Here is a 23,984-nt window from a genome sequence, read left to right as displayed (position 1 = left end):
GCCGTACTCCTGGGCACCTTGCCCTGGACAACTGGCCTTGGGCGCCTTGCGAAAGCCGGGTGCCGTACGTCAGGTTGTGAGAGCTTGGCGCCGGTCGGACGCGGACGCCATCGCGTGCTGGACGACGCCGATGAGGACCTCCTTGACCGACTCACGGTCTCGTGCGTCGCAGAGGACGACGGGCACATCGGGGTCGAGGTCGAGGGCCTGACGGACGGTGTCGGCGGGGTACCGGGCGGCGTCCTCGAAGCAGTTGACGCCGACCACGAAGGGTATGGACCGCCGCTCGAAGTAGTCGACGGCGGCGAAGCAGTCCTCCAGACGGCGGGTGTCGGCGAGCACGACGGCGCCCAGCGAGCCGGTGGAGAGCTCGTCCCAAAGGAACCAGAACCGGTCCTGCCCGGGGGTTCCGAAGAGGTAGAGCACCAGGTCCTCGCGGAGGGTGATGCGGCCGAAGTCCATGGCGACGGTGGTGGTGTGTTTGCCCTCCACGCCGCTGGTGTCGTCGACCGGGCGGCCCGCCTCGGTGAGCAGTTCCTCGGTGCGCAGTGGCTTGATCTCGCTGACCGCGCCGACGAGGGTCGTCTTGCCCACGCCGAATCCGCCGGCCACGAGGATCTTGAGCGTGACGGGCTCGACCGGAGGCTTGCCGCGCTCAGAACGCCCGAAGATCATCGATCTCTTCTCCTGCTTGATGGGGGTCGCGCGGCGGTGGGCCGTAGCCACCGCCGCCGGGGGTTTGGATCACGAGTACGTCACCGGGCCCGACGTCGGCCGTGTCACTGCCGCCGAGTTCGGTGACCGTACCGTCCGCGCGCTCCACCCGGTTGGCGCCGAGCGCCCCGGGCTCGCCGCCGGCCATGCCGTAGGGCGGCACCCGGCGGTGCTGGGAGAGCGTGGACACGGTCATGGGCTCGAGGAACCGGATACGGCGCACGGCGCCGTCCCCGCCGCTCCAGCGCCCCGCGCCGCCACTTCCGCGGCGGACGGCGAACTCGTCGAGCTGGACCGGCAGTCGCCACTCGAGGACCTCGGGGTCGGTGAGCCTGGAGTTGGTCATGTGGGTCTGGACGACGGACGCGCCGGGGAAGCCGTCGCCCGCGCCGGATCCGGAGGCCACGGTTTCGTAGTACTGGTATCGCTCGTTGCCGAAGGTGACGTTGTTCATGGTGCCGGATCCCTCGGCCTGTACGCCCAGGGCTCCGTACAGCGCTCCGGTGATCGCCTGGGACGTCTCCACGTTGCCCGCGACCACTGCGGCCGGGGGCTCGGGCGCGAGCATCGAACCCGGCGGCACCACGATGTCGAGAGGGCGCAGACAGCCGTCGTTGAGCGGGATGTCGTCGTCGACCAGGGTGCGGAAGACGTACAGGACCGCGGCGTTGACCACCGCGAAGGGCGCGTTGAAGTTGGTGGTCAGCTGGGGTGACGTACCGGTGAAGTCGACGGTGGCGGAGCGTTTTTCGCGGTCTACGGAGACGCGGACTCGGATGACGGCCCCGGAGTCGGTCTCGTACGTGAACCGACCCTCTTCGAGAGTGTCGATCACGCGCCGGACCGCTTCTTCGGCGTTGTCCTGGACGTGCTTCATGTAGGCCTGGACCACATCGAGGCCGAAGTTGTCGATCATGCGGGCGACTTCGTCGACGCCCTTCTGGTTGGCGGCGATCTGGGCTCGCAGGTCGGCGAGGTTGGTCTTCGGGTTGCGCGACGGGTAGGGCGCCCGGGTGAGCAGGGCCAGGGTCTCGGCTTCGCGGAAGCGGCCGTTCTCGGCGAGCAGCCAGTTGTCGAAGAGGATGCCCTCCTCGTCGATGGTGCGGCTGTTCGCCGGCATCGAGCCCGGTGCGATGCCGCCGATCTCGGCGTGGTGCCCGCGCGAGGCGACATAGAAGAGGATCCGTTCACTCTCCGTGTCGAAGACCGGGGTGATCACGGTGACGTCGGGGAGGTGGGTGCCGCCGTGGTACGGGTCGTTGACGGCGTACGTGTCTCCGGGGCGCATGCCGTCTCCGCGCCGCCTGATGACCTCCTTGACGCTGGTGCCCATCGAGCCCAAGTGCACCGGAATGTGGGGGGCGTTGGCGACCAGGCTGCCGTCGGGGTCGAAGAGGGCGCAGGAGAAGTCCAGGCGCTCCTCGATGTTGACCGACTGGGCGGTGGACTCCAGGCGGGCGCCCATTTGCTCGGCGATGGACATGAAGAGGTTGTTGAAGACCTCAAGGAGGACGGGGTCCGCTTCTGTGCCGAGATCGGAACTCTGCGTAATCGCCGCGCGTTCCATGACCAGATGCCCGTCGTCGGTCGTCGCGGCCTGCCAGCCGTCGTCGACGACGGTCGTCGAGCCGGCCTCGGTGATGATCGCGGGTCCGGTGACCGTTTGGCCGGGGGGCAGTTCCTCGCGTCGGAGCAGGGGTACGTCGCGCCGAGCGCCACCCGTGTGCAGGCCGGCCGTTTCCGGCGCGGTGGAGCGGCTTACGAAGGCGGCGAGAGCGGAGAGATCGGGGGGGTCGGTGAGACCGGTGGCTTCCACGGAGAGGGCTTCCACGACGACCGGACGGTCGAGGGTGAAGGAGTAGGTGGCGCGATGGCGTTCTTCGAAGGTGCGGGTCATGGTGTCGGGCTCGGTGAGCTCGACGGTGAGTGCCGTGTCCGTGCCGTCATAGCGGAGCTGGGCCCGGCGGGTGACCCGGATGCGGTCCTCGGGCACGTCCTCGGCGAGGAGTTCGGCTCGGGCGGCGCCCTCCAGGTCGTCGGCGGTCTTCAGGACGCCGGGCATCGCGGAGGCTTCCAGGGGTACTTCGACGGACTGTTCGCGCATGGCCGTCGTATCGGCGAGTCCGATGCCGAGGGCGGACAGGACACCGGCCATGGGTGGCACGAGGACGGTTCGGATGCCGAGCGAGTCGGCGACCATGCACGCGTGCTGGCCGCCCGCGCCTCCGAAGGTGGTCAGTGCGTACCGGGTGACGTCGTGGCCCTTCTGGACCGAGATCCGCTTGACGGCGTTGGCGATGTTGGCCACGGCGATCTGGAGGTAGCCCTCGGCGACCTGCTCAGGGGTACGGTCGTCGCCGGTCCGCTCCCGGATCTCGCGGGCGAGGGCGGCGAAGCGTTCGCGGACCAGTGCGTCGTCGATGGGCTGGTCGCCGTCCGGGCCGAACACCCGGGGGAAATGGGCCGGTTGGATGCGGCCGAGGGCGACATTGGCGTCGGTGACGGTGAGTGGTCCGCCGGCGCGGTAGCAGGCGGGTCCGGGTTCGGCGCCCGCCGAGTCGGGGCCCACCCGGTAGCGGGAGCCGTCGAAGTGGAGCAGCGAGCCGCCGCCCGCCGCGACGGTGTGGATGTCGAGCATGGGCGAGCGCAGCCGGACTCCGGCGATCTGGGTGGTGAAGACCCGTTCGTACTCGCCGGCGAAGTGCGAGACGTCCGTGGAGGTGCCGCCCATGTCGAAGCCGATGACGCGGTCGAAGCCGGCGAGCTGCGACATCCGGGCCATGCCGACGATGCCACCGGCCGGACCGGACAGGATGGCGTCCTTGCCGCGGAACTGGCCGGCTTCGGCGAGGCCTCCGTTGGACTGCATGAACATCAGCCGCACGCCTTGGAGTTCATCGGCGACGTGCTGGACGTAGCGGCGCAGCACGGGCGACAGGTAGGCATCGACCACGGCCGTATCTCCGCGCGGGACGAGCTTCATCAGCGGGCTGACCTCGCTGGAGAGCGAGATCTGCGGGAAGCCCGTGCGGGCCGCCAGCTCACCGATGGCCTGTTCGTGGGCGGGGTGGAGGTGGCTGTGCATACAGACGACGGCGAGGGCGCGGATCCCGGAGTCGTACGCCTCCTGGAGGGGTCCGGCGAGGGCGTCCAGGTCCGGGGCGCGCAGGACCGTGCCGTCGGCGGCGATCCGCTCGTCGACCTCGACGACACGCTCGTACAGCAGCTCCGGCAGTTCGATCGCGCGGGCGAAGATGCGGGGGCGGTTCTGGTAGGCGATGCGCAGGGCGTCGCGGAAGCCGCGAGTGATGACCAGGAGGGTGCGCTCGCCCTTGCGTTCCAGGAGGGCGTTGGTGGCGACCGTGGTGCCCATGCGGACGGCATCGATCTCCGCGCCCTCTTCGAGGAGCTCCCGCACACCCGCGACCGCCGCGTCGGCGTACCTGGCCGGGTTGTCGGACAGCAGTTTGTGCATGAGCAGGCGGCCGTCCGGGCGCCGCGCGACGATATCGGTGAAGGTGCCGCCTCGGTCGACCCAGAACTGCCAGCCAGTCACGTCTGTTCCCCGCTTCCGCCCTGCTCAGAGCGCCCGGAGGCCGTTGATCACGTCGCGCAGAATACTCTCGTCCGGCAGCTCGGCGGGCGGTACTGGACGTGTCACATGGACCATTTCCTCATCCACGAGGTCCCCGATGAGGACCCGCACCACCCCGACGGGGAGATCGAGTTCGGCAGCGAGTTCGGCGACCGACTGCGGGGCGTCGCGGCAGAGTTCGACGATGTCCACGTGTTCCGGGGACAGCGTCTGGTCCACCTCGGGGTCGTGGTCGTACGACTCCGTGACGACCACCGCGATCAGGTCGAGGCGGTGTTGGGCCGTACTGGTGGTGCGGCCGCGCGTCATGGCGTAGGGGCGGACCACCGGTCCGGCCTCGTCGTCGAACCAGGGGCGTCGTCCTTGGTTGTCTCCGCTCACGCTCACACTCATGTCATCCCACTACCCGCCTGCGGGCGGATCGGTGCGCGGAGCGGCGGCCAGATGTACGCCGACCCGCTTGACCAGGAGCGTCATCTCGTACGCGACCTGGCCGACATCCGATTCGGCGTCCGACAGAACGGCCAGGCAGCTGCCGTCGCCCGCAGCCGTGACGAACAGGAAGGCCTCGTCCAGCTCGACGACCGTCTGGCGGACGCTGCCCACCTCGAAGTGGCGGCCGACGCCCTTGGCGAGGCTGTGGAAGCCCGAGGCGACGGCGGCCAGGTGCTCGCTGTCCTCCCGGGTCAGGTCCTTGGAGACACCCGTGGGAAGGCCGTCACCGGAGAGCACGATCGCCTGGCGGATGCTGGCGACACGGTCAACCAGGTCGTCGAGAAGCCAGTTCAGCTCCCCCGACGCCGTGCTGGTCGTGGTGGGCCCTGTGGACTTCGGTGCGGTCATCGACCGTCCCCCTTTGTGGTTCCTGGTGCTGTGCCGTCGTGGGGCTCGTCGCCCGCGGCGTTCTCCTCGCGGCCTCGCTGCCAGCCGCGCTGGAGCGAGGCCATCCGGTTGCGTACCTCGTCGGCGTCACGTTCGGCGGGGTCCGCTCCGCTGCCGGTGCGGGCCTTGTCCCGCTCGGTGCGCCGCTCGGGGCCGTCCTTCAACTGCGGGGCCAGATTGGCCTGTCGGACGCGGCGGGGCAGCGGGCCCGCGCCCGGTTCCGCCCCTGCCGTCGCGCCGTCGGAACGCGGGATGGTCTCGTCCGCGCCGGGCGACGGGGTGGTGCGACGGCTTCGTTGCGGAAGAGCGGGGGCCTCTCGGCTCCCGGCGGTGTGCCGAAGCTCGGTGGTCTCTCGAAGCCCGGGTGCCGGCCGTAGGCCAGAAACCTCGCGCGGTCCGGGGACCCTTCCGGGACCTGTGGAATCAGAGCGCTCGACCCCGTGCCGCAACGGGCTCTCAGTGCTCTCGCCGGCGCGTCGTGCCGGCGTCTCGGCTCGCTCGCTCCCGCGCAGCGCCGGAGTCTCCGCGCGATCGACGCGCCGGGCCGCGAGCGGCTCCGTACCGTCGGGCTCCGCCATGTCTCTTTGTTCCCCCGTCTCCGGGCTCTCCGCCTGCTCCGGACCACGGCCCGGCTCGAAGTCCTCCGCCGACTCCTCGCCCGCCCCGTCGCGGCGGGACCGCGTCTGGGTCACAGGACGACCGTGCGAGCTGACGAGCTTGGGTGCCCTGCGCCGGGGCAGCGGGACGGGAGCGTCCGGCTGGCCGTCGTCGCCGGATCGGGCGGGCTCGCCCCGGCTGTCGCGGGCCTGCTGGTGCTGTTCACCCGGGACACCCGCGATGGAGCGGCGCGGCCGGAACAGACCGCCGCGTTCGCTGTCGTCGTCGCCGAGTGCGCCGGGGAAGCCGCTGAGGGTGTCCAGGTCGACCGGAGCTTCCAGTTCGACGGGCCCGTCGAGGATCGAGGCGGGCAGGCCGGGGAGGTGGACCGGGACCTGGGAGAGGGCGGCCTTCCGCTCCGCTTCGACCTCGCCCTCCTTTGTGGGCAGCGCGCGGTCGAGACGGAACCCGATGCCGTTCGTGTCCGGCACGTCGTCCGTGAGCAGCGCGTCGGGAATGAAGACGACCGCGGTGGTACCGCCGTACGGGGAGGGCTGGAGGGAGACGCGGACGTTCTGCCGCTGTGCGAGCCGGCTGACCACGAAGAGGCCGAGCCGGTCGGTGTCGGACAGCTCGAACTCGGGGGTTTCGGCGAGCCTCAGGTTGGCGTCGAGGAGCGCCTCGGCCGCCATACCCAGGCCGCGGTCGTGGATCTCCAGGGTGAAGCCGTTGGCGACGCGCTCGCCGAGGACCTGCACGGCCGTGTGCGGGGGCGAGAACACCGTGGCGTTCTCGAGGAGTTCGGCGACGAGGTGGGTGAGGTCGGCGACGGCGGGCCCGGTGGCGGCGACGCGCGGAAGCCGGCGTACCTCGATGCGTTCGTAGTCCTCGACCTCGGCGACCGCGGCTCGGACGATGTCCATGAGCTGGACCGGCTTGCGCCACTGCCGGGACGGGGCGGCGCCCGAGAGGATCACCAGGCCCTCGGCGTGGCGGCGCATCCGGGTGGTCAGGTGGTCGAGGCGGAACAGGTCGGCGAGCTCGTCGGTGTCGTCGGTCCTGCGCTCCATGGTGTCGAGCAGGGTGAGCTGCTTGTGGAGCAGGACCTGGCTGCGGCGGGCGAGGTTGACGAAGACCTCGGAGACGCCGTCGCGGAGTTCGGACTGCTTGACGGCGGCCTCGACGGCGGCGCGCTGAAGGGTGTTGAGGGCCTGGCCCACCTCACCGATCTCGTTCTTGTCGTACTCCAGGCGCGGAACTTCGGTCTCGACGTCGACCTGCTCGCCCGCGGACAGGCGGCGCATGACGCTGGGCAGCCGGACGCCGGACGCCTCATGAGCGTCCAGGCGCAGTCGGCGCAGGTCGCGGATGAGGCTCCGGCCGATGCGTACGGACATGAAGAGCGAGATCAGCAGGGCGATGAGGCCGAGGACGCCGGCGATGACCGCCTTGAGGATGACTCCCACGGCCACCGGCCGGACCCGGTCCTGGTAGCGGTCGGCCGCTTGGTCGTTGAGCGTGCCGAGCTCGTCGACGACCCGTCCGGCCGCGGTGTCCCAGCTCTTCGCGGTGACACCGCGGGGCGAGCCTGCCGAGGAGGTGACGACGGCCTGCTCGGCCACCCGCAGGGGCGCCGTGTCGGCGTTCTTCCAGTAGCGCTCGTACCGTTCGCGCTCCGAGGAGGGCAACAGCGGCAGGCTCATCTCGTACATCAGGGAGCGCTGGGCCATGAGGTCGGAGACGTCGCGGATCTCGTCCTGCGTGATGCGGCCCGCGACCAGCGCGGAGCCCAGGAGGGCGTCCTCGCGGGAGACGAGCTCACGGGCCCGGGCGAGGTTGACCAGTGCGCGGCCCTGCTTGTCCATCTCCACGTTGTTGAGCAGGTGGATGTTGGTCATCAGGACGTAGCAGGGGTCGACCAGACGGTTGTAGAGGTCAAGGGCCTGCGCGCGGTTGACGGTGCCGTCCTCGACGCTCTGGCGCAGCGAGTCGATTCCGTCGAACGCGTCCAGGATGGTGGTGAGGCGCTCGGAGGTGCGCTCACCCATGCTCCCGCGGACCTCCTCGTCCTTGGCGTTCTTTCGGACCTTCGCCACGGCGTCGTCAGTGGCGGTCCGGCTCCGCTTGAGCGCCGCGAGGGCGTCGGAGGCGCGCGGGTCGGCCAGATAGACGAGAGTCTGGCGGCGTTCCTGCTGGAGGACTCGGACGGCGTCCTCGGTGGGATAGCCGATCTTCTCCACGACGTCCGACACGTTGAACAGGTCGTTGGCCTCGCGCCCGGTGAGCACCGTGGCGAACGCCCAGATCGCGGTCAAGGACACCAGCGGCACCAGGAGCAGCGCCACGATCTTCCTGCGGATGGACTTCCCGCGAAAGCGCATGGCCTCCCCCAGCTCGACCCCCTCCGACCCGGGGGTACACATGTGCGTCAACAAACGGCGTGAGCCTACTACCGACGCTCAAGTAACTCGAAGACCCGTCCGGGAGCACACGCCTCATATGGGGAACAAAACATGGGGAGTTGTCCGTTCATTGGGTGAGATTGCCTCCCTGAATCCGCCCGTTGGGCCGGATTACATCGGAGAGGTGAACTCCGTCAGTTGGCCGGAATTCTTCGCTCCTTGGGAATCTTCAGGGCGCGTTGTTCGTCTTTCTGTACGGGAGATGGGTGCGGAATCGGCCACAGGCGCCGCATGCCACACCCAGGCGGCGTAATTCAGCGCAAGCCGGGCAGCCACTGGGGAGCCGGGGTCACCTGACACCGGTGCGAAGGGTCTGCTGGGCGGTGGGGAGTGACAAGTTGATGGGCACGGCAGAGCGGAGCGGGGCGGCCGGGACCAGCGTTGCGGTACCCGAGGCGGTACAACCGGCCACGCAGGCACCGGATCGCGACATTCCGGTGAACGGGCACGACCGGTCGGCCGAGCGGCACGGTGCGGCAGGCGGTCACGACGAGGCCGACGGGCAGGGCATTGCCGTGGACGGGCGCAGCCGCACGGACGGACCCGGCACCGCGGAGGGCCCCGCCCTTGCGGAGGGCCGGGGCCTCGCGGCTGAGGAGGAGTACGAAGAGCGGGCGTACTACCGGCCGTTGTGGGTCGAGGAGCCCGCACGCAGGCGTCGACTTCCCGATCCGGTGCGTACGGCGGCTGTGCGAGCGGTGATCATCATCGCCGTGACGCTGATCCAGGCCATGGTGGCCTTCCTGTCCACGCTCGCGGGATCCTGGCTGGCGTTCCCCATGGTGCTCAGCAGTGTGGCCAGCACGGTCGTGGCCACCTGGGCCGCCCTCGACGTCTGGGTGACGCGACAGGTGTGGAACCAGCGGAACGGAGTGGTGTCGGTACCGAGCAGCACCGCGCGGGCGTTGCGGCGCGAACGGCGCAGGGCGCGGCGGCAGGCACGGACGGCCGAGCGCACTCAGGAGCGAATACGTCGACAGGGCGCGGCGGGGCAGCTGTCGCATTCGTAGGTGCGATGACGGTCGACCAGGTGCGACCAGGTGCCATGAGTCGCGAGTCATCGCGACTAGCGACTCGCGACTCATGGCGACTGCCGACTCATGGCGACCGGGGTCGCGCCTGAGCACGACCCCACCCCGCTACGCCCACTCCGCGGACCACCGGCCCCACGGCCCGCCCGCACGCTCTCTGAACGCTCAGGTCGTCACAGTGCCGCCGACTCCACCGGGCCTGCGCTGCGGGCCAGTTCACGGCGTGCTCGCATGAACGGGCGCGGGCGGTCGACGGAGAGGACGGCTGTCGTACGGCCGTCGCGTTCGTAGAGGGCGAGGAAGCCGCCCTCGGCGGGTGCGCCGTCCTCGATGGCGCCCTCGGCGATACGGACGGTGTCGGCCTCGTGTCGTCGGCCCGCGAACTGGATGCGTGCGCCGTACTGGTCGGACCAGAAGTAGGGCAGGGATCGCACGGTGTCGACGGTGCGGCCGGCGAGCAAGTTGCGTACGGCGACCCGGGGTTGTTCGGTGGCGGAGGTCCAGTGTTCGGCGCGGGCACCTCCGACGCGGGCGACGTCTCCGACGGCGACCACCTGCGCAAGTCCGGTCACGCAACCGTCGTCGCACAGCACGCCGTCGTGCAGGGCGAGCGTCGAACCCGCGAGCCAGCCGGTGTTGGGGGTGGCGCCGATGCCCACGATCACCACGTCGGCGGGCAGGGTCCGGCCGTCGGTGAGCCGCACCCCGGTGACGGTGCGCCGCGGCGCGACGCCCTCGGCGACCGACGGGCCGGCGGCGGGGCCATCGTGCGAAGCCGCGGCGCGGCCTCCGTCCGATCGCGCGGTGCCGCTCCCCCGCAGTCCGGCGACACCGATGCCGGTGACAAGGCTGACGCCGCCTCGGCGGTGCAGCGCGGCGCACACGGCTGCCATGTCGGGGCCGAGGTGAGGGACGAGGGGCAGCGGGGCGGCCTCGACGACCGTGACGTCATGGCCGAGGGCGGCGCACGAGGAGGCGGTCTCCGCGCCGATGAAGCCGCCTCCGATGACGACGACGCGGAGCGGGCCCCGGGTGAGTTCCTCGCGCAGGGCACGGGCGTCGTCGAGGGTGCGCAGAGTGTGGACGCCGGCGAGGTCGTCACCCGGGAGGCGGCGGGCCGCCGCGCCGGTGGCGATGACCACGCCGTCGGTGGAGACGGTGCGGCCGTTGTCGAGGAGGACGGTGCGGCCGCGGGCGTCGAGACCTCGGGCACGTACGCCGAGGAGCCACTCCGCGTCGAGTTCGGCGATCTCCTCGGCGTCGGTGAGGGCGAGTTGGTCCTCGTCGGCGCGGCCGGTGAGGAAGTCCTTGGACAGGGGCGGGCGGTCGTAGGGTCGGTGGGGTTCGTCCCCGACGATCACCAGACGTCCGTCGAACCCCTGGGTCCGCAGTTCGCGGGCCGCGTACACCCCGGAGAGGGAGGCACCGACGACGGTCACGGTCCTCATGAGGCGCGCCTCCCGGCCCGTACGACAGGGGCGGCGCCGGCATCACCAGCGGCACGCCGAACCACGGGGGCTCCTCGGGGAGCAGTCCGCTCATGGTCGGCGGTGGTCTCGTACGTCATGCGGCGGTGCCCTCCTCCGCGGCCGGGTGGACGTGGATGACGCCGTCGTCGACGGTGACGCGGTGGGTGCGGACGGGGCGGCGTGCGGGGAGGCACGTCGGTTGGCCCGTACGGAGATCGAATGAGGCGGCGTGCAGCGGGCATTCGACCAGACAGCCCTCCAGCCAGCCCTCGGAGAGGGAGGCGTCCTGGTGGGTGCAGGTGTCGTCGATGGCGTACAGCTCGCCGTCGGCGTTGAACACGGCGACGGGCGGTGTGGTGTCGACACGGACGGATTCGCCCACGGGGAGGTCTTCAAGGCGGCAGACGGGAATCATGGGCCCCCCTCTCGGTCCGGACGCTTCGTCCGCGACCTCTCAAGGTCCAGGTCGTCCGGGAACGAGCGGGACGGGCTCGCCTTCGAGCCCTTTCCGGTTCCGGACGCTTCGGTAACATGATGTTTCGTATGGCGCATGAGGGAGCGCTATGCGCAACAGAATCCGCGCGGGGGTCCCGTCACGTCAAGGGCTTCCCGCAGATGCGGCCCAAACAGGGCCGCCAGGTGGTGAGAGTTGAGCTATGACCCGCACTCAGAAGCAGGCTGAGGGGAACGAGGAGACCGAGGCCAACAGGGCGACGCCGGAGAAGCAGGGCAGGGGCGCCGGCAGTGCAGTCCAGTCGGTGGACCGCGCCGTGAGCGTGCTGGAAATCCTCGCCCGGCTCGGCGAGGCGGGTGTCACCGAGATCGCCGACGAGCTGGAGGTGCACAAGTCCACCGCCTTCCGGCTGCTCGGCGTCCTGGAGAACCGCGGCCTGGTGGCACAGGCCAAGGACCGCGGGAAGTACTACCTGGGAGCGGCCGTACTGCGCCTGGCGGGGGCGGCGGCAGTACGTCTGGACATCTCCCAGGAGGGCGTTCCGGTCTGCCGCGAACTGGCCGACGAGCTGGGCGAGACCGTCAACATCGCGGTCCTCGACGACGACGCGGCGGTCAACATCATGCAGGCCCGCGGCGCCGCCTCCGTCACCGCGCAGAACTGGCTGGGCAGACGGACACCCCTGCACGCCACCTCCAGCGGAAAGGTCCTCCTCGCGCATCTCCCGCCCACGCTGCGCGAGGGCCTGCTCGCCCGCCCGCTGCCGCGGTTCACCGAGCGCACCATCACCGGCACGGCCGCGCTCCGCTCCGAACTGGAAGCGGTCGTCGAGCAGGGCTACGCGTTCGCGCTCGAGGAGCTGGAGCTGGGACTTGCGGCGGTCGCCGCCCCGGTGCGCGCCCACGACGGCAAGGTCATCGGCGCGATCAGCACCTCGGGGCCGGTGTACCGGCTGGACTCCGACCGTCTGCCGGATCTCGCCAAGCGCACGGTCGCCGCCGCGGCCGAACTCTCGCGCCGGATGGGCTACGGCTTCTGACGGAAGCCGTAGCGGACACAGAGCGGACAGCGGGCACGTAACGCAGCCGGAAAACCCACCCGGCACGGCGCAACCCCGGGACACCGCATCGCATGGACACATGGCGCGGGGCCAGGAATCTCCTGGCCCCGCGCCTCTGTGTGTCGGGCACGTTTCGTCCCGCCCGTTCCTTTTGCCAAGGGTTAACCCCCACCTCTTGACGACCCCCTGTCGGCATTCTCAATATGTTCCTCATCGCGCAACCCATCGTGCATTGCGCAACAGCAGAGGAGCTTGTCGTGCCACACGAGGTCCGTGCCGTAGTCGCTGTCAAGAAGGGCGCACCCGTCGAGGTGCGGACGATCGTCGTTCCCGATCCCGGGCCCGGCGAGGTGCTCGTCGCCGTCCAGGCCTGCGGGGTCTGCCACACGGATCTGCACTACCGGGAGGGCGCGATCACCGACGACTTCCCCTTCCTCCTCGGCCATGAGGCGGCCGGCACGATCGAAGCGGTCGGCGACGGGGTCACCGATCTGGTGCCCGGCGATTACGTCGTCCTCGCCTGGCGGGCCCCCTGCGGAAGCTGTCGCTCCTGTCGCCGCGGCCGCCCCTGGTACTGCTTCGACTCCCGCAACGCCACCCAGCCGATGACGCTCCTCGACGGCACCCCGCTCAGCAACGCCCTCGGCATCGGCGCCTTCGCCGAGAAGACACTGGTCGCGGCCGGACAGGCGGTGAAGATCGACCCGGCGGCCCGTCCCGAGGCCGCGGGCCTCATCGGCTGCGGGGTGATGGCCGGATACGGCGCCGCCGTCAACACCGGCAACGTGGGCCGCGGTGACACGGTCGCCGTCATCGGCTGCGGCGGTGTCGGCAACGCGGCCATCGCGGGCGCCTGCCTCAACGGCGCCATGAAGGTCATCGCCGTCGACATCGACGACAAGAAACTGGACGCGGCGGAGAAGTTCGGTGCGACGCACACGGTCAACTCCCGCGGCACGGATCCCGTCGAGGCGGTACGGGCACTCACCGACGGTTTCGGGGTCGACATCGCGATCGACGCGGTGGGCCGGCCGGAGACGTACAAGCAGGCCTTCTACATGCGCGACCATGCAGGTGTGCTCGTCCAGGTCGGCGTCCCCGACCCCGAGATGAAGATCGAGATCCCGCTGATCGACCTGTTCTCGCGCGGCGGCGCCCTCAAGTCCTCCTGGTACGGCGACTGTCTGCCGAGCCGCGACTTCCCGTTCCTCATCGACCAGTACCTCTACGGGCTGCTGGACCTCAACGCCTTCGTCAGCGAGACCATCTCGCTCGATCAGGTCGAGGAGGCGTTCGCGAAGATGCACCGGGGCGAGGTACTGCGTTCGGTGGTGGTCCTGTGACCACGCACAGCACTCGACAGAGCCACCGCGTGCGAGTCCAACGCGTCGTCACCTCCGGCACGTTCAACCTCGACGGTGACACCTTCGACGTCGACAACAACGTCTGGGTGCTCGGCGACGACGAAGAGGTGCTGATCGTCGACGCCGCCCATGACGCCCGTACGATCCACCAGGCCGTCGCGGGCCGTGCGGTGGCCGCGATCGTCTGCACTCACGCGCACGACGACCACATCGACGCGGCCGTCGAACTCGCCGAACTCACCGGTGCACCCATCCTGTTGCACCCCGCGGACCACGAACTGTGGGCCGCCACGCACCCCGACCGCAAGCCGGACAGCGATCTGACCGACGGTCAGATCATCTCGGTCGCCGGCATCGAACTCCAGGTGATCCACAACCCAGGCCACACCTGGGGCAGTTGCTCGCTCTACGTTCCGTTCCTCGACACGGTCTTCACCGGGGACACCCTCTTCCACGGCGGCCCCGGCGCGACCGGCCGCTCCTACTCCGACCGGCCCACCATCGAGGCCTCCATCCGCAACCGGCTGCTCACCCTCCCCGGCAACACGGTCGTCCGCACCGGACACGGCGAGGACACCACCGTCGCCGCCGAGCGGCCCAACGTCCCCAGGCCCTGAGCGCGTTCGCTCCCCACCCCGGCAAGGAGGGGCATGTCCAGCACACCCGAAACCCATCCCCGTGTGGTCATCGTGGGCGCCGGCATCGTCGGCTGTTCGCTCGCCGACGAGCTGACCGCCCGCGGCTGGACCGACGTCACCGTTCTCGAACAGGGACCACTGCCCGCCCCGGGCGGCTCCACCTCGCACGCGCCAGGACTGGTGTTCCAGACGAGCCCGTCCAAGACGCTCACGGCGTTCGCCCGCTACACGGTCGCGAAGTTCAACTCCCTCCAGGTGGACGGGGTTTCCTGTTTCAACCAGGTCGGCGGCCTGGAGCTCGCGACCACGCCGGAGCGCCTGGCCGATCTGCACCGCAAGGCCGGTTACGCCGCCTCCTGGGGCGTGCGCGGCGAGATCGTCAGCGCGGCCCGCTGCAAGGAACTCTGGCCGCTCATCGACGAGTCGACCGTCCTCGGCGGCTTCCACACGCCCGACGACGGCCTGGCCCGCGCCGTTCTCGCGTCCCGCGCCCAGATGGCACGCGCCGTCGAAAGGGGCGCCCGCTTCCTGGACCGCCACACGGTCACCGGCATCGAGCAGGAGGACGGCCGGGTCACCGCCGTCGTCACCGACCGCGGCTCTTTCCCCGCCGACCATGTCGTCTCCGCCGCCGGTTTCTGGGGCCCGGTCATCGGCCGTATGGCCGGAGTCGAGGTCCCGCTGCAGCCGCTCGCGCACCAGTACGCGAAGACTCGGCAGCTCCCCGAACTCACAGGCGCGACCGAGGAAGCCGAAAAGCCCATCCTCCGCTTCCAGGACCGCGACCTCTACTTCCGCGAGCACCACGACCGCATCGGCATCGGCAGTTACGCCCACAAGCCGCTCCCCGTCGACCCGTTCGCGATCCTCCCGTACGACGAGGCGCGCGCGAACGACATGGAGATGCCGTCCTCCTTCCCCTTCACCGAGGAGGACTGGGCGCCGAGCTGGGACGACTGCCGCGATCTGATGCCGGCCCTGCGCGAGACGGAGATCGAGGAGGGCTTCAACGGCGTCTTCTCCTTCACTCCCGACGGCATGCCCGTCCTCGGGGAGTCGCGGAAACTGCGCGGCTTCTGGCTGGCCGAGGCTGTCTGGGTCACCCACTCCGCAGGCGTCGCCAAGGCGGTCGCAGAGTGGATGGTCGACGGTCGCGCCTCCATCGACCTGCACGAGTGCGACCTCACGCGTTTCGAGGAAGCGCAGCGTTCACCGTCGTACATCCGTGAACGCGGTTCACAGCAGTTCGTCGAGGTGTACGACGTCCTGCACCCCCTCCAGCCGATGGAGCAGCCCCGTCCGCTGCGCGTCAGCCCCTTCTACGCCCGGCAGCAGGAACTCGGCGCGCACTTCCTGGAGGGCGGCGGCTGGGAGCGCCCGCACTGGTACGAGGCGAACGCCCCGCTCGTCGACGCGCTCGACCCCCTCCCCGAGCGCGACGCCTGGTCGGCCCGCTACTGGTCGCCCATCGCGGCCGCCGAGGCGAAGGCGACCCGCGAGAAGGTCGCGCTGTACGACATGACCCCGCTGCGCCGCCTCGAGGTCACCGGCCCCGGTGCCCTCGGCTTCCTCCAGCGCATGACCACCAACAACCTCCGCAAGAAGCCCGGCGCGGTCACCTACACCCTGCTCCTGGACGAGACCGGCGGCGTACGCTCCGACCTCACCGTCGCGCGCCTCGCCCCCGACCGCTTCCAGGTGGGTGCCAACTCCCCCACGGACCTGGACTGGCTCCTCAGGCACGCACCCGCAGACGTGCACCTGAAAGACATCACCTCCGGCACCTGCTGCATCGGCGTCTGGGGCCCGCTCGCCCGCGACCTCGTCCAGCCGCTGACCCGCGACGACTTCTCCCACGAGGGCTTCGGCTACTTCCGCGCGAAGGAGACCTACCTCGGGCACGTCCCGGTGACGGCGATGCGCCTGTCCTATGTCGGCGAGCTGGGCTGGGAGTTGTACACAAGCGCCGACCTCGGACTCAGGCTCTGGGACACGTTGTGGCAGGCGGGAGAAGAACACGGCGTGATCGCGGCCGGGCGTTCGGCCTTCAACTCCCTCCGCCTGGAGAAGGGTTACCGCGCCTGGGGCGTCGACATGACGGACGAGCACAACCCGTACGAGGCGGGCGTCGGTTTCGCCGTCCGCATGGACAAGGACGGGTTCGTCGGCCAGGAGGCACTGCAGGGTCTGGCCACAGCGGAGCCGGCGCGCAGGCTCACCCCCCTCCTCCTCGACGACCCGGCCTCCGTGGTCCTCGGCAAGGAGCCCGTGTTCGTCGACGGCGCCCCGGCCGGCTACGTGACCAGCGCCTCGTACGGCTACACGCTGGGCCGCTGCGTCGCGTACGCCTGGCTGCCGGCGCTCGCGAGCGGCACGGGTGTGCACATCGAGTACTTCGGCGAGAAGGTCGCCGCGACCGTCGCCGACGAGCCGCTCTTCGACCCGAAGATGACCCGCATCCGCCGCTGACACAGCTGCCGCAGCCACAGTCTGCCGCTGACACACCCTCAGGAGGCTTTCCGTGTCCCCGACTTACGACGTGATCGTGATCGGTCTCGGCGGTATGGGCAGCGCCGCCGCCCACCACCTCTCCGCGCGCGGCGCCCGCGTGCTCGGCCTGGAGAAGTTCGGGCCGGTCCACAACCGCGGCTCCAGTCACGGCGGTTCGCGGATCACACGCCAGTCCTACTTCGAGGACCCGGCGTACGTACCCCTGCTGCTCCGCGCGTACGAGCTGTATGACGAGGTGGAGCGGGCCACCGGGCGGGACATCGCGACGCTCTGCGGCGGCGTGATGATCGGTCCCCCCGACTCGCTGACCTTCTCCGGCTCGCTGCGCTCCGCCACCCAGTGGGACCTGCCGCACGAGATCCTGGACGCGGCCGAGATCCGCCGCCGCTTCCCGACGCTCAACCCGAACGACGACGAGGTCGCGCTCTTCGAGAAGAAGGCCGGCCTGATCCGCCCCGAGAACACCGTCGCCGCGCACCTCCAGCTCGCCACCCGCCAGGGCGCCGACCTGCACTTCGAGGAGCCGATGACGCGCTGGGAGCCGTACAAGGACGGCGTACGCGTCCACACGGCCGAGAACACGTACACGGCTGGCCAGTTGGTGATCTGCCCGGGAGCGTGGGCGCCGCAGCTGCTCACCGATCTGGGGGTGCCGTTCTCCATCGAGCGGCAGGTCATGTACTGGTTCCAGCCGAAGGCCGGGGTCCGGCCGTTCCTCCCCGAGAACCACCCCATCTACATCTGGGAGGACGCGGCCGGAGTCCAGGTCTACGGCTTCCCGTCCATCGACGGACCGGATCTCGGCGCCAAGGTCGCCTTCTTCCGCAAGGGCGTCGAGTGCACCCCGGAGAACATCGACCGGACCGTGCACGAGGACGAGATCCAGGCCATGGCGGACCACATGGCCCGCTGCATCCCCGACCTGCCCGGCACCTTCCTCAAGGCCGCCACCTGCATGTACTCCAACACACCCGACGAGCACTTCGTCATCGCGCGGCACCCCGCGCACCCGGAGTCCGTCACCGTGGCCTGCGGGTTCTCCGGGCACGGCTTCAAGTTCGTGCCGGTCGTCGGCGAGATCCTCGCCGACCTGGCCCTGCAGGGCAGCACCGAGCACCCGATCGGCCTATTCGACCCCCACCGCCTCGCCGCCGCGCCCGCCTGAGGAGTACGCACGTGACGACGACCCCCATCTCCCCCAGCCTGATCGCCACCCTCCCCGGGCACTACTACACCGACCCGGAGATCTTCCGCGCGGAACAGGAACGGCTCTTCGAGTCGATGTGGTTCTGTGCCGTCCGCTCGGCCGATCTCGACAAGCCCGGCGCCTTCCGCACGGTCCAGGTCGGCCGCGAGAGCGTCCTGATCACCCGCTCGCGCACCGGTGAACTGCGCGCGTTCCTCAACATCTGCCGTCACCGCGGCGCCCGGCTCTGCACGGAGGAGTCGGGCGAGGTGCGCCGCAACCTCCAGTGCCCGTATCACGCCTGGACGTACGACCTCGACGGCAAGCTGGTCGCCGCGCCGAACCTGATCAAGATGCCGGACGTCGACCGCACCGAATACGGCCTGGTCAAGGTCGCCCTGCGGGAGTGGCTCGGCTACGCCTGGGTGTGCCTGGCCGACGAGCCGGCCTCCTTCGAGGACACCGTGATGGGCGCGGCCGTGGAGCGACTCGGCAACGCGGCGGCGATCGAGCACTACGGCACCGAGAACCTCGCCCTCGGAAAACGCATCACCTATGACGTGAAGGCGAACTGGAAGCTGATCGTCGAGAACTTCATGGAGTGCTACCACTGCGCGACGATCCACCCCGAGCTCACCGACGTACTCCCGGAGTTCGCGGAGGGTTACGCCGCCCAGTACTACGTCGGCCACGGCGCCGAGTTCGGCGAGGAGATCAAGGGTTTCACGGTCGACGGCAGCGAGGGATTCGCGAAGCTGCCCGCAGTCGCAGACGACCAGGACCGTCGTTACTATGCGATAACTGTCAAACCGACCGTTTTCATCAACCTTGTCCCGGACCATGTCATCCTGCACCGCATGTTCCCCCTCGCCGAGGACCGCACGGTCGTGGAGTGCGACTGGCTCTACGCACCTGAGGTCGTCGCGTCGGGCGCCGATGTGTCGAAGTCCGTGGAACTCTTCCATCGAGTCAACGCTCAGGACTTCGAGGCCTGCGAACGTACGCAGCCCGCGATGGCGTCCCGCGCCTACCGGCGGGGCGGGGTCCTGGTGCCCACCGAGCACCACATCGGGATCTTCCACGAGTGGCTCATAGGCATGCTGGGAGGCATGGATGGCTGATCTCTATATCGACGGCGCCTGGACGAGTGCCCGGGAAAAACGGACCCGCGAGATCCGCTGCCCGGCGGACGGCTCACTCGTCGCCGAGGTGGACGAGGCGGGCGGCCAGGACACGGCCGACGCGATCGCGGCCGCGCGCCGCGCCTTCGACGAGGGCCCCTGGCCGCGGACGCCGGCGAACGAGCGCGGCGACCTGCTGCTGCGGGTCGCCGATCTCCTCGTACGCGACAAGGACGTGCTCGCCCGCGCGGAATCCCTCGACACCGGCAAACGCCTGGTGGAGAGCGAGTACGACATCGACGACATCGTGAACTGCTTCCGCTACTTCGGGCGGCTCGTGGCGAGCGAGGCCGGCCGGGTCGTGGAGACGGGTTCGGCGGGCGTCGACAGCCGGGTCGTATACGAACCGGTCGGTGTCTGCGCGCTGATCACGCCCTGGAACTATCCGCTGCTCCAGACGGCCTGGAAGGTCGCCCCGGCGATCGCGGCGGGCAACACCTTCATCCTCAAGCCGAGCGAGCTGACCCCGCACACCGCGATCCATCTGATGCGCCTCCTGGAGGAGGCCGGGCTGCCCGCCGGCGCGGGCAATCTGATCCTCGGCGCGGGGCCCGAGGCCGGCGCACCGCTGGGCGAGCATCCGGACGTGGACCTGGTGTCCTTCACCGGCGGTCTGCAGACCGGCCGCAGGCTCATGGCCGCGGCGGCCGGGACGGTGAAGAAGGTCGCCCTCGAACTCGGCGGCAAGAACCCGAACATCGTCTTCGCGGACGCCGACTTCGACACGGCCGTCGACATGGCGCTGACCGCCGTCTTCCTGCACTCCGGGCAGGTGTGTTCGGCCGGCGCCCGGCTCCTGGTCGAGGACTCGCTGCACGACCGGTTCGTGGACGAGGTCGTACGCCGGGCCCAACTCATCAGGCTGGGCGGGCCGTTCGACGAGCGGGCACAGACCGGGCCGCTGATCTCGGCGGCGCACCGGGCGAAGATCGAGGCGTACGTCGCCAAGGGTCTTGAGGAGGGCGCGGTCCTGCGCTGCGGCGGGACGCGTCCTGCCGATCCTCCGCACCCGGAGGGCTTCTACTATCTGCCGACCGTGCTCGACGAGTGCTCCGGCGGGATGTCCGTCGTCCAGGAGGAGTCCTTCGGGCCCGTACTCACCGTGGAGCGGTTCACGGACGAGGCGGAGGCGGTACGGCTGGCCAACGCCACCATCTACGGTCTCGCCGGCGGGATCTTCACCTCCGACGAGGCGAAGGCACAACGGGTCGCCTCCGCCCTGCGCATCGGCACCGTGTGGATCAACGACTACCACCCGTACGTCCCGCAGGCCGAGTGGGGCGGTTACAAGCAGTCCGGGTTCGGGCGGGAGCTCGGACCTGCCGGTCTCGCCGAGTACCGCGAGACGAAGCACATCTGGCGTACGACGAATCCGAGCCCGCAGGGCTGGTTCGACTGATTCGACCGGTTCCGCCCTTTCGGATCCATCAACTCCGGCAAGCAGCTGATCCGCAGCAGGACCCAGCAGCCGCGGATCAGCCCTATGATCCAGCACCCGCACACACCTACGACCCCGCACGAGCCGCACTCCCCCTCCCGCCCGGGAGAACTCACCTCTTTCAGGAGGCCGCTCATGACCACCACGGCTCAGCCACCCGAGCAACACGAGGACGACTCGGAACTGGCCGAGTTCGGGTACAAACCCGAACTCAAGCGCACCCTCGGCAACTTCCACACCTTCGCCGCAGGCATCAGCTACATCTCCATCCTCACCGGCACCTTCCAACTCTTCTACTTCGGCTACGGCACCGGCGGACCCGCCTACTGGTGGTCCTGGCCGATGGTCTTCATCGGCCAGTTCATGGTCGCGCTGTGCTTCGCCGAACTCGCCGCCCGCTACCCCGTGGCCGGCTCCGTCTACAACTGGTCGAAGAAGGTGGGAAACCCGCACATCGGCTGGCTGGCGGGCTGGACGATGCTGCTCGCCTCGATCGTGTCGATCGCCGCCGTGGCCCTTGCCTATCAGCTGACGCTTCCTCAGATCTCTTCCGTGTTCCAGTTCGTGGGCGACGGCACGGGCAAGTACGACGTCGCCACCAACGCCGTGCTGCTGGCCTCAGTACTCATCGTCTTCACCACCCTGGTGAATGCCCTCGGCGTGAAGCTGATGGCCAGAATCAACACGGCGGGCGTCTTCATCGAGCTGATCGCGACCGTCGTACTGATCATTCTGTTCGCGGTGCACATCACTCGCGGTCCGCAGGTCGTCATGGAGACGAACGGCACGGGAGAGGGCGTGCCCGGCGGCTACTTCGGCGCGTTCCTGATCGCCTCGCTGGCGTCCGCGTACGTGATGTACGGCTTCGACACGGCCGCGTCGCTCGGTGAGGAGTCCGTCGACCCCTCGCGCAACGCGCCGCGCGCCATCCTCCGCGCCATCATCGCCTCGTTCGTGCTCGGCGGACTCGTCCTGCTGTTCGCCCTGATGAGCGTCTCGAACCTGAAGGGCGAGCAGCTGTCCACGGACGGCCTGCAGTACATCGTCCTCGACGTGCTCGGTGAGGACGCGGGCAAGGCCATGCTGTGGTGCGTGTTCATCGCGGTCACCGTGTGTGCCCTGGCCGTGCACACGGCGGCGATCCGGCTGGCCTTCGCGATGGCCCGCGACAACAACCTGCCCGCCGCGTCCAAGCTGGCCAAGGTCAACCCGCGGTTCCAGACCCCGGTGCTGCCGGCGGTCATCATCGGCATACTGGCGCTGGCGATCCTGGTGGTCAACATCCGCCAGCCGCAGATCTTCACCGTGGTCACCAGCATCGGCATCATCATGATCTACCTCGCGTACCTGGGGGTCACCGTGCCCATGCTGGTCGCCAGGCTGCGTGGCCAGTGGCAGCCCGCGGGCGACGGCAAGTTCTCGCTCGGCCGCTGGGGACTGCCCGTCAACATCCTCGCGGTGCTGTGGGGCACGGCCATGACGATCAACCTGCTCTGGCCGCGCGCCGCGGTCTACAACGCGACCGCCCCCTTCCACTGGTATCTGAAATGGGGCGCCCTCCTCTTCGTCGGCATCGTGATGGGAGGCGGCTTCGCCTACTACTGGTTCGTGCAGCGGCACCGGACCGGGGTGCTCACCGAGCACCAGCTGGCGCAGCCCGCGTCGGCATCGCCCGAGGACGCTTCGGCAACCGAGTAGGCGCCCCCTGGGCGACCGAGCAAACGACTGAGTAAACGACTGAGCAAGCGAACCAAGTAAGCGCCTGACTCAAGGAGGTCAACTCCCCATGAACCCAGATGAGTTCGACTACGTCGTGGTCGGTGGCGGCACCGCCGGCAACGTGGTCGCGGCCAGGCTCTCCGAGGACCCGTCCGTCACGGTGTGCGTGCTGGAGGCGGGACCGAGCGACGTCGGCGACGACGACGTGATGAAACTGGAGCGCTGGATGGGCCTCCTTGAGTCCGGCTACGACTGGGACTATCCGGTCGAGCCGCAGGCCAGCGGCAACAGCTTTATGCGGCACGCCCGCGCCAAGGTCCTCGGCGGCTGTTCCTCGCACAACTCCTGTATCGCCTTCTGGGCGCCCGCCGAAGACCTGGACGGCTGGGCGGCGGCGGGCTGTACGGGGTGGAGTGCGGCCGAACTCTTCCCGCTCTACCAGCGGTTGGAGTCGAACGACGCTCCCGGCGACCACCACGGCCGCACCGGCCCGGTGAAACTGCGCACGCTGAAGGGCGAAGACCCCTGTGGCACCGCCCTGTTGGAGGCGTGCGCGCAGGCGGGCATCCCCACCACGGGTTTCAACACCGGCAAGACCGTGATCCGCGGAGCCAACTGGTTCCAGATCAACTCCGACGAGAACAACATCCGGCAGTCCTCGTCGGTGGCCTACCTCCACCCGATCATCGGGAAACGGCCCAACCTGGAGGTACGCACCGGGGTCCGCGCCAAGAGGCTCGTCCTAGAAGGCCGTCGCTGCGTCGGCGCCGATTACCTGGACCCGGACCTGATCCACACCCGGACGGTACGCGCCCGCCGCGAGGTCATCGTGTCCTGCGGCTCCATCGACACGCCCAAACTGCTGATGCTGTCGGGCATCGGACCCGCCGAGCAGCTGCGGGAGGTCGGGGTCGAGGTGGTGGTGGACTCGGCGGGCGTCGGCGAGAACCTCCAGGACCACCCGGAGGGCGTCATCATGTGGGACGCCAAGCAGCCCATGCCCACCACGTCCAGCCAGTGGTGGGAGGCGGGCATCTTCTACGACACCGAACCGGGCCTGGACCGCCCGGACTTGATGTTCCACTACGGCTCGGTGCCGTTCGACATGAACACCGCGCGGTGGGGCTATCCGACGTCCGAGAACGCGTTCTGCCTCACCCCGAACGTGACCCGCGCCAAGTCACGCGGCACCGTCCGGCTGCGCACCCGCGACTACCGGGACAAGCCGATGGTCGACCCGCGCTACTTCACGCACGAGCACGACGTGCGCGTGATGACGTACGGCCTGAAGCTGGCGCGGAAGATCGCGTCACAGCCCGCACTGAGCGGCTGGGCGGGCGCGGAGCTGGCCCCCGGCCCGGACGTCCAGACGGACGACGAGCTGCTCGAATACATCCACAAGACCCACAACACCGTCTACCACCCGTCCTGCACCGTGAAGATGGGCGCAGACGACGACACGTCCGCCCCGCTCGACGCGCGGCTGCGGGTCAAGGGGATCGAGGGTCTGCGGGTCGCGGACGGCTCGGTGATGCCGGACCTCATCTCCGTCAATCCGTGCATCACGACGATGATGATCGGCGAGAAGTGTGCGGACCTTCTGAAGGAGGATGCGTAAAGCGCCCCTTCAGGGGCGCGGGGAACTGCGCGACCAGCCACAACCGGCCCGCAGGTTCCCCACAA

At 69.6% G+C, this 23,984-nt stretch carries 17 protein-coding genes; 10 read left to right on the top strand and 7 right to left on the bottom strand.

The window, feature by feature from the left end:
- Positions 1 to 69: 69 nt before the first annotated feature.
- From OG246_RS25125 to OG246_RS25105, 5 genes are read right to left on the bottom strand one after another with little or no spacing between them, the layout of a single operon-like run.
- Complete coding sequence (locus OG246_RS25125; RefSeq protein ID WP_266467917.1) at positions 70 to 675, bottom strand: ATP/GTP-binding protein; 606 nt, start codon at positions 673 to 675, stop codon at positions 70 to 72.
- Entirely contained in the window at positions 656 to 4,270 is a 3,615-nt protein-coding gene (locus tag OG246_RS25120; RefSeq protein WP_266467914.1) for a hydantoinase B/oxoprolinase family protein, read from the bottom strand. Before OG246_RS25120 ends, OG246_RS25125 begins: the two co-directional genes overlap by 20 nt.
- A gap of 24 nt (positions 4,271 to 4,294) precedes the next feature.
- Positions 4,295 to 4,690, bottom strand: a complete 396-nt coding sequence (locus tag OG246_RS25115; protein WP_266467911.1) for a DUF742 domain-containing protein — start codon at positions 4,688 to 4,690, stop codon at positions 4,295 to 4,297.
- A gap of 21 nt (positions 4,691 to 4,711) precedes the next feature.
- A complete protein-coding gene (locus OG246_RS25110) occupies positions 4,712 to 5,152 on the bottom strand; it encodes a roadblock/LC7 domain-containing protein (protein ID WP_266467908.1) in 441 nt (146 codons plus the stop codon).
- Entirely contained in the window at positions 5,149 to 8,169 is a 3,021-nt protein-coding gene (locus tag OG246_RS25105) for a nitrate- and nitrite sensing domain-containing protein (RefSeq protein ID WP_266467905.1), read from the bottom strand. The genes OG246_RS25110 and OG246_RS25105 overlap by 4 nt, the downstream gene beginning before the upstream one ends.
- Positions 8,170 to 8,591: 422 nt before the next feature.
- Here OG246_RS25105 and OG246_RS25100 point away from each other — a divergent pair, with 422 nt between their 5' ends.
- Positions 8,592 to 9,260, top strand: a complete 669-nt coding sequence (locus tag OG246_RS25100) for a hypothetical protein (protein WP_266467901.1) — start codon at positions 8,592 to 8,594, stop codon at positions 9,258 to 9,260.
- A gap of 194 nt (positions 9,261 to 9,454) precedes the next feature.
- On the opposite strand, the gene OG246_RS25095 is transcribed toward OG246_RS25100, so the two are convergent.
- Together OG246_RS25095 and OG246_RS25090 are read right to left on the bottom strand one after the other, a co-directional pair.
- Entirely contained in the window at positions 9,455 to 10,729 is a 1,275-nt protein-coding gene (locus OG246_RS25095) for an NAD(P)/FAD-dependent oxidoreductase (protein WP_266467899.1), read from the bottom strand.
- A gap of 115 nt (positions 10,730 to 10,844) precedes the next feature.
- Positions 10,845 to 11,165 carry a bifunctional 3-phenylpropionate/cinnamic acid dioxygenase ferredoxin subunit gene (locus tag OG246_RS25090; RefSeq protein ID WP_266467895.1) on the bottom strand — a complete coding sequence of 107 codons (321 nt, stop codon included), beginning with the start codon at positions 11,163 to 11,165 and terminating at the stop codon, positions 10,845 to 10,847.
- 241 nt (positions 11,166 to 11,406) lie between these two features.
- Here OG246_RS25090 and OG246_RS25085 point away from each other — a divergent pair, with 241 nt between their 5' ends.
- From OG246_RS25085 to OG246_RS25045, 9 genes are all read left to right on the top strand, one after another.
- Complete coding sequence (locus tag OG246_RS25085) at positions 11,407 to 12,243, top strand: IclR family transcriptional regulator (RefSeq protein WP_266467893.1); 837 nt, start codon at positions 11,407 to 11,409, stop codon at positions 12,241 to 12,243.
- A gap of 278 nt (positions 12,244 to 12,521) precedes the next feature.
- Positions 12,522 to 13,607, top strand: a complete 1,086-nt coding sequence (locus OG246_RS25080) for an S-(hydroxymethyl)mycothiol dehydrogenase (RefSeq protein ID WP_266467891.1) — start codon at positions 12,522 to 12,524, stop codon at positions 13,605 to 13,607.
- 29 nt (positions 13,608 to 13,636) lie between these two features.
- The gene (locus OG246_RS25075; RefSeq protein WP_266467887.1) at positions 13,637 to 14,245 is read left to right on the top strand and encodes an MBL fold metallo-hydrolase; all 609 of its coding nucleotides are present in this window, start codon (positions 13,637 to 13,639) and stop codon (positions 14,243 to 14,245) included.
- Between the two features lie 33 nt (positions 14,246 to 14,278).
- Positions 14,279 to 16,735, top strand: a complete 2,457-nt coding sequence (locus tag OG246_RS25070; RefSeq protein WP_266467883.1) for an FAD-dependent oxidoreductase — start codon at positions 14,279 to 14,281, stop codon at positions 16,733 to 16,735.
- A gap of 52 nt (positions 16,736 to 16,787) precedes the next feature.
- Complete coding sequence (solA, locus tag OG246_RS25065; RefSeq protein WP_266467880.1) at positions 16,788 to 17,942, top strand: N-methyl-L-tryptophan oxidase; 1,155 nt, start codon at positions 16,788 to 16,790, stop codon at positions 17,940 to 17,942.
- 11 nt (positions 17,943 to 17,953) lie between these two features.
- On the top strand, positions 17,954 to 19,084 hold the full coding sequence (locus OG246_RS25060) for an aromatic ring-hydroxylating dioxygenase subunit alpha (protein ID WP_266467877.1): 1,131 nt from the start codon (positions 17,954 to 17,956) through the stop codon (positions 19,082 to 19,084).
- Positions 19,077 to 20,543, top strand: coding sequence for an aldehyde dehydrogenase family protein (locus OG246_RS25055; protein WP_266467873.1), 1,467 nt, complete (start codon positions 19,077 to 19,079; stop codon positions 20,541 to 20,543). The genes OG246_RS25060 and OG246_RS25055 overlap by 8 nt, the downstream gene beginning before the upstream one ends.
- Before the next feature lie 174 nt (positions 20,544 to 20,717).
- A complete protein-coding gene (locus OG246_RS25050) occupies positions 20,718 to 22,280 on the top strand; it encodes an APC family permease (protein ID WP_266467870.1) in 1,563 nt (520 codons plus the stop codon).
- An 88-nt stretch (positions 22,281 to 22,368) separates the two neighbouring features.
- A complete protein-coding gene (locus tag OG246_RS25045) occupies positions 22,369 to 23,919 on the top strand; it encodes a GMC family oxidoreductase (protein WP_266467861.1) in 1,551 nt (516 codons plus the stop codon).
- Positions 23,920 to 23,984: the final 65 nt, after the last annotated feature.

Origin of the sequence: Streptomyces sp. NBC_00620, assembly GCF_026341825.1 — a bacterium.
GTDB lineage: Bacteria > Actinomycetota > Actinomycetes > Streptomycetales > Streptomycetaceae > Streptomyces.
Note: the sequence above shows the minus strand (reverse complement) of the source record. Positions and strands in the feature narration are given on the sequence as shown.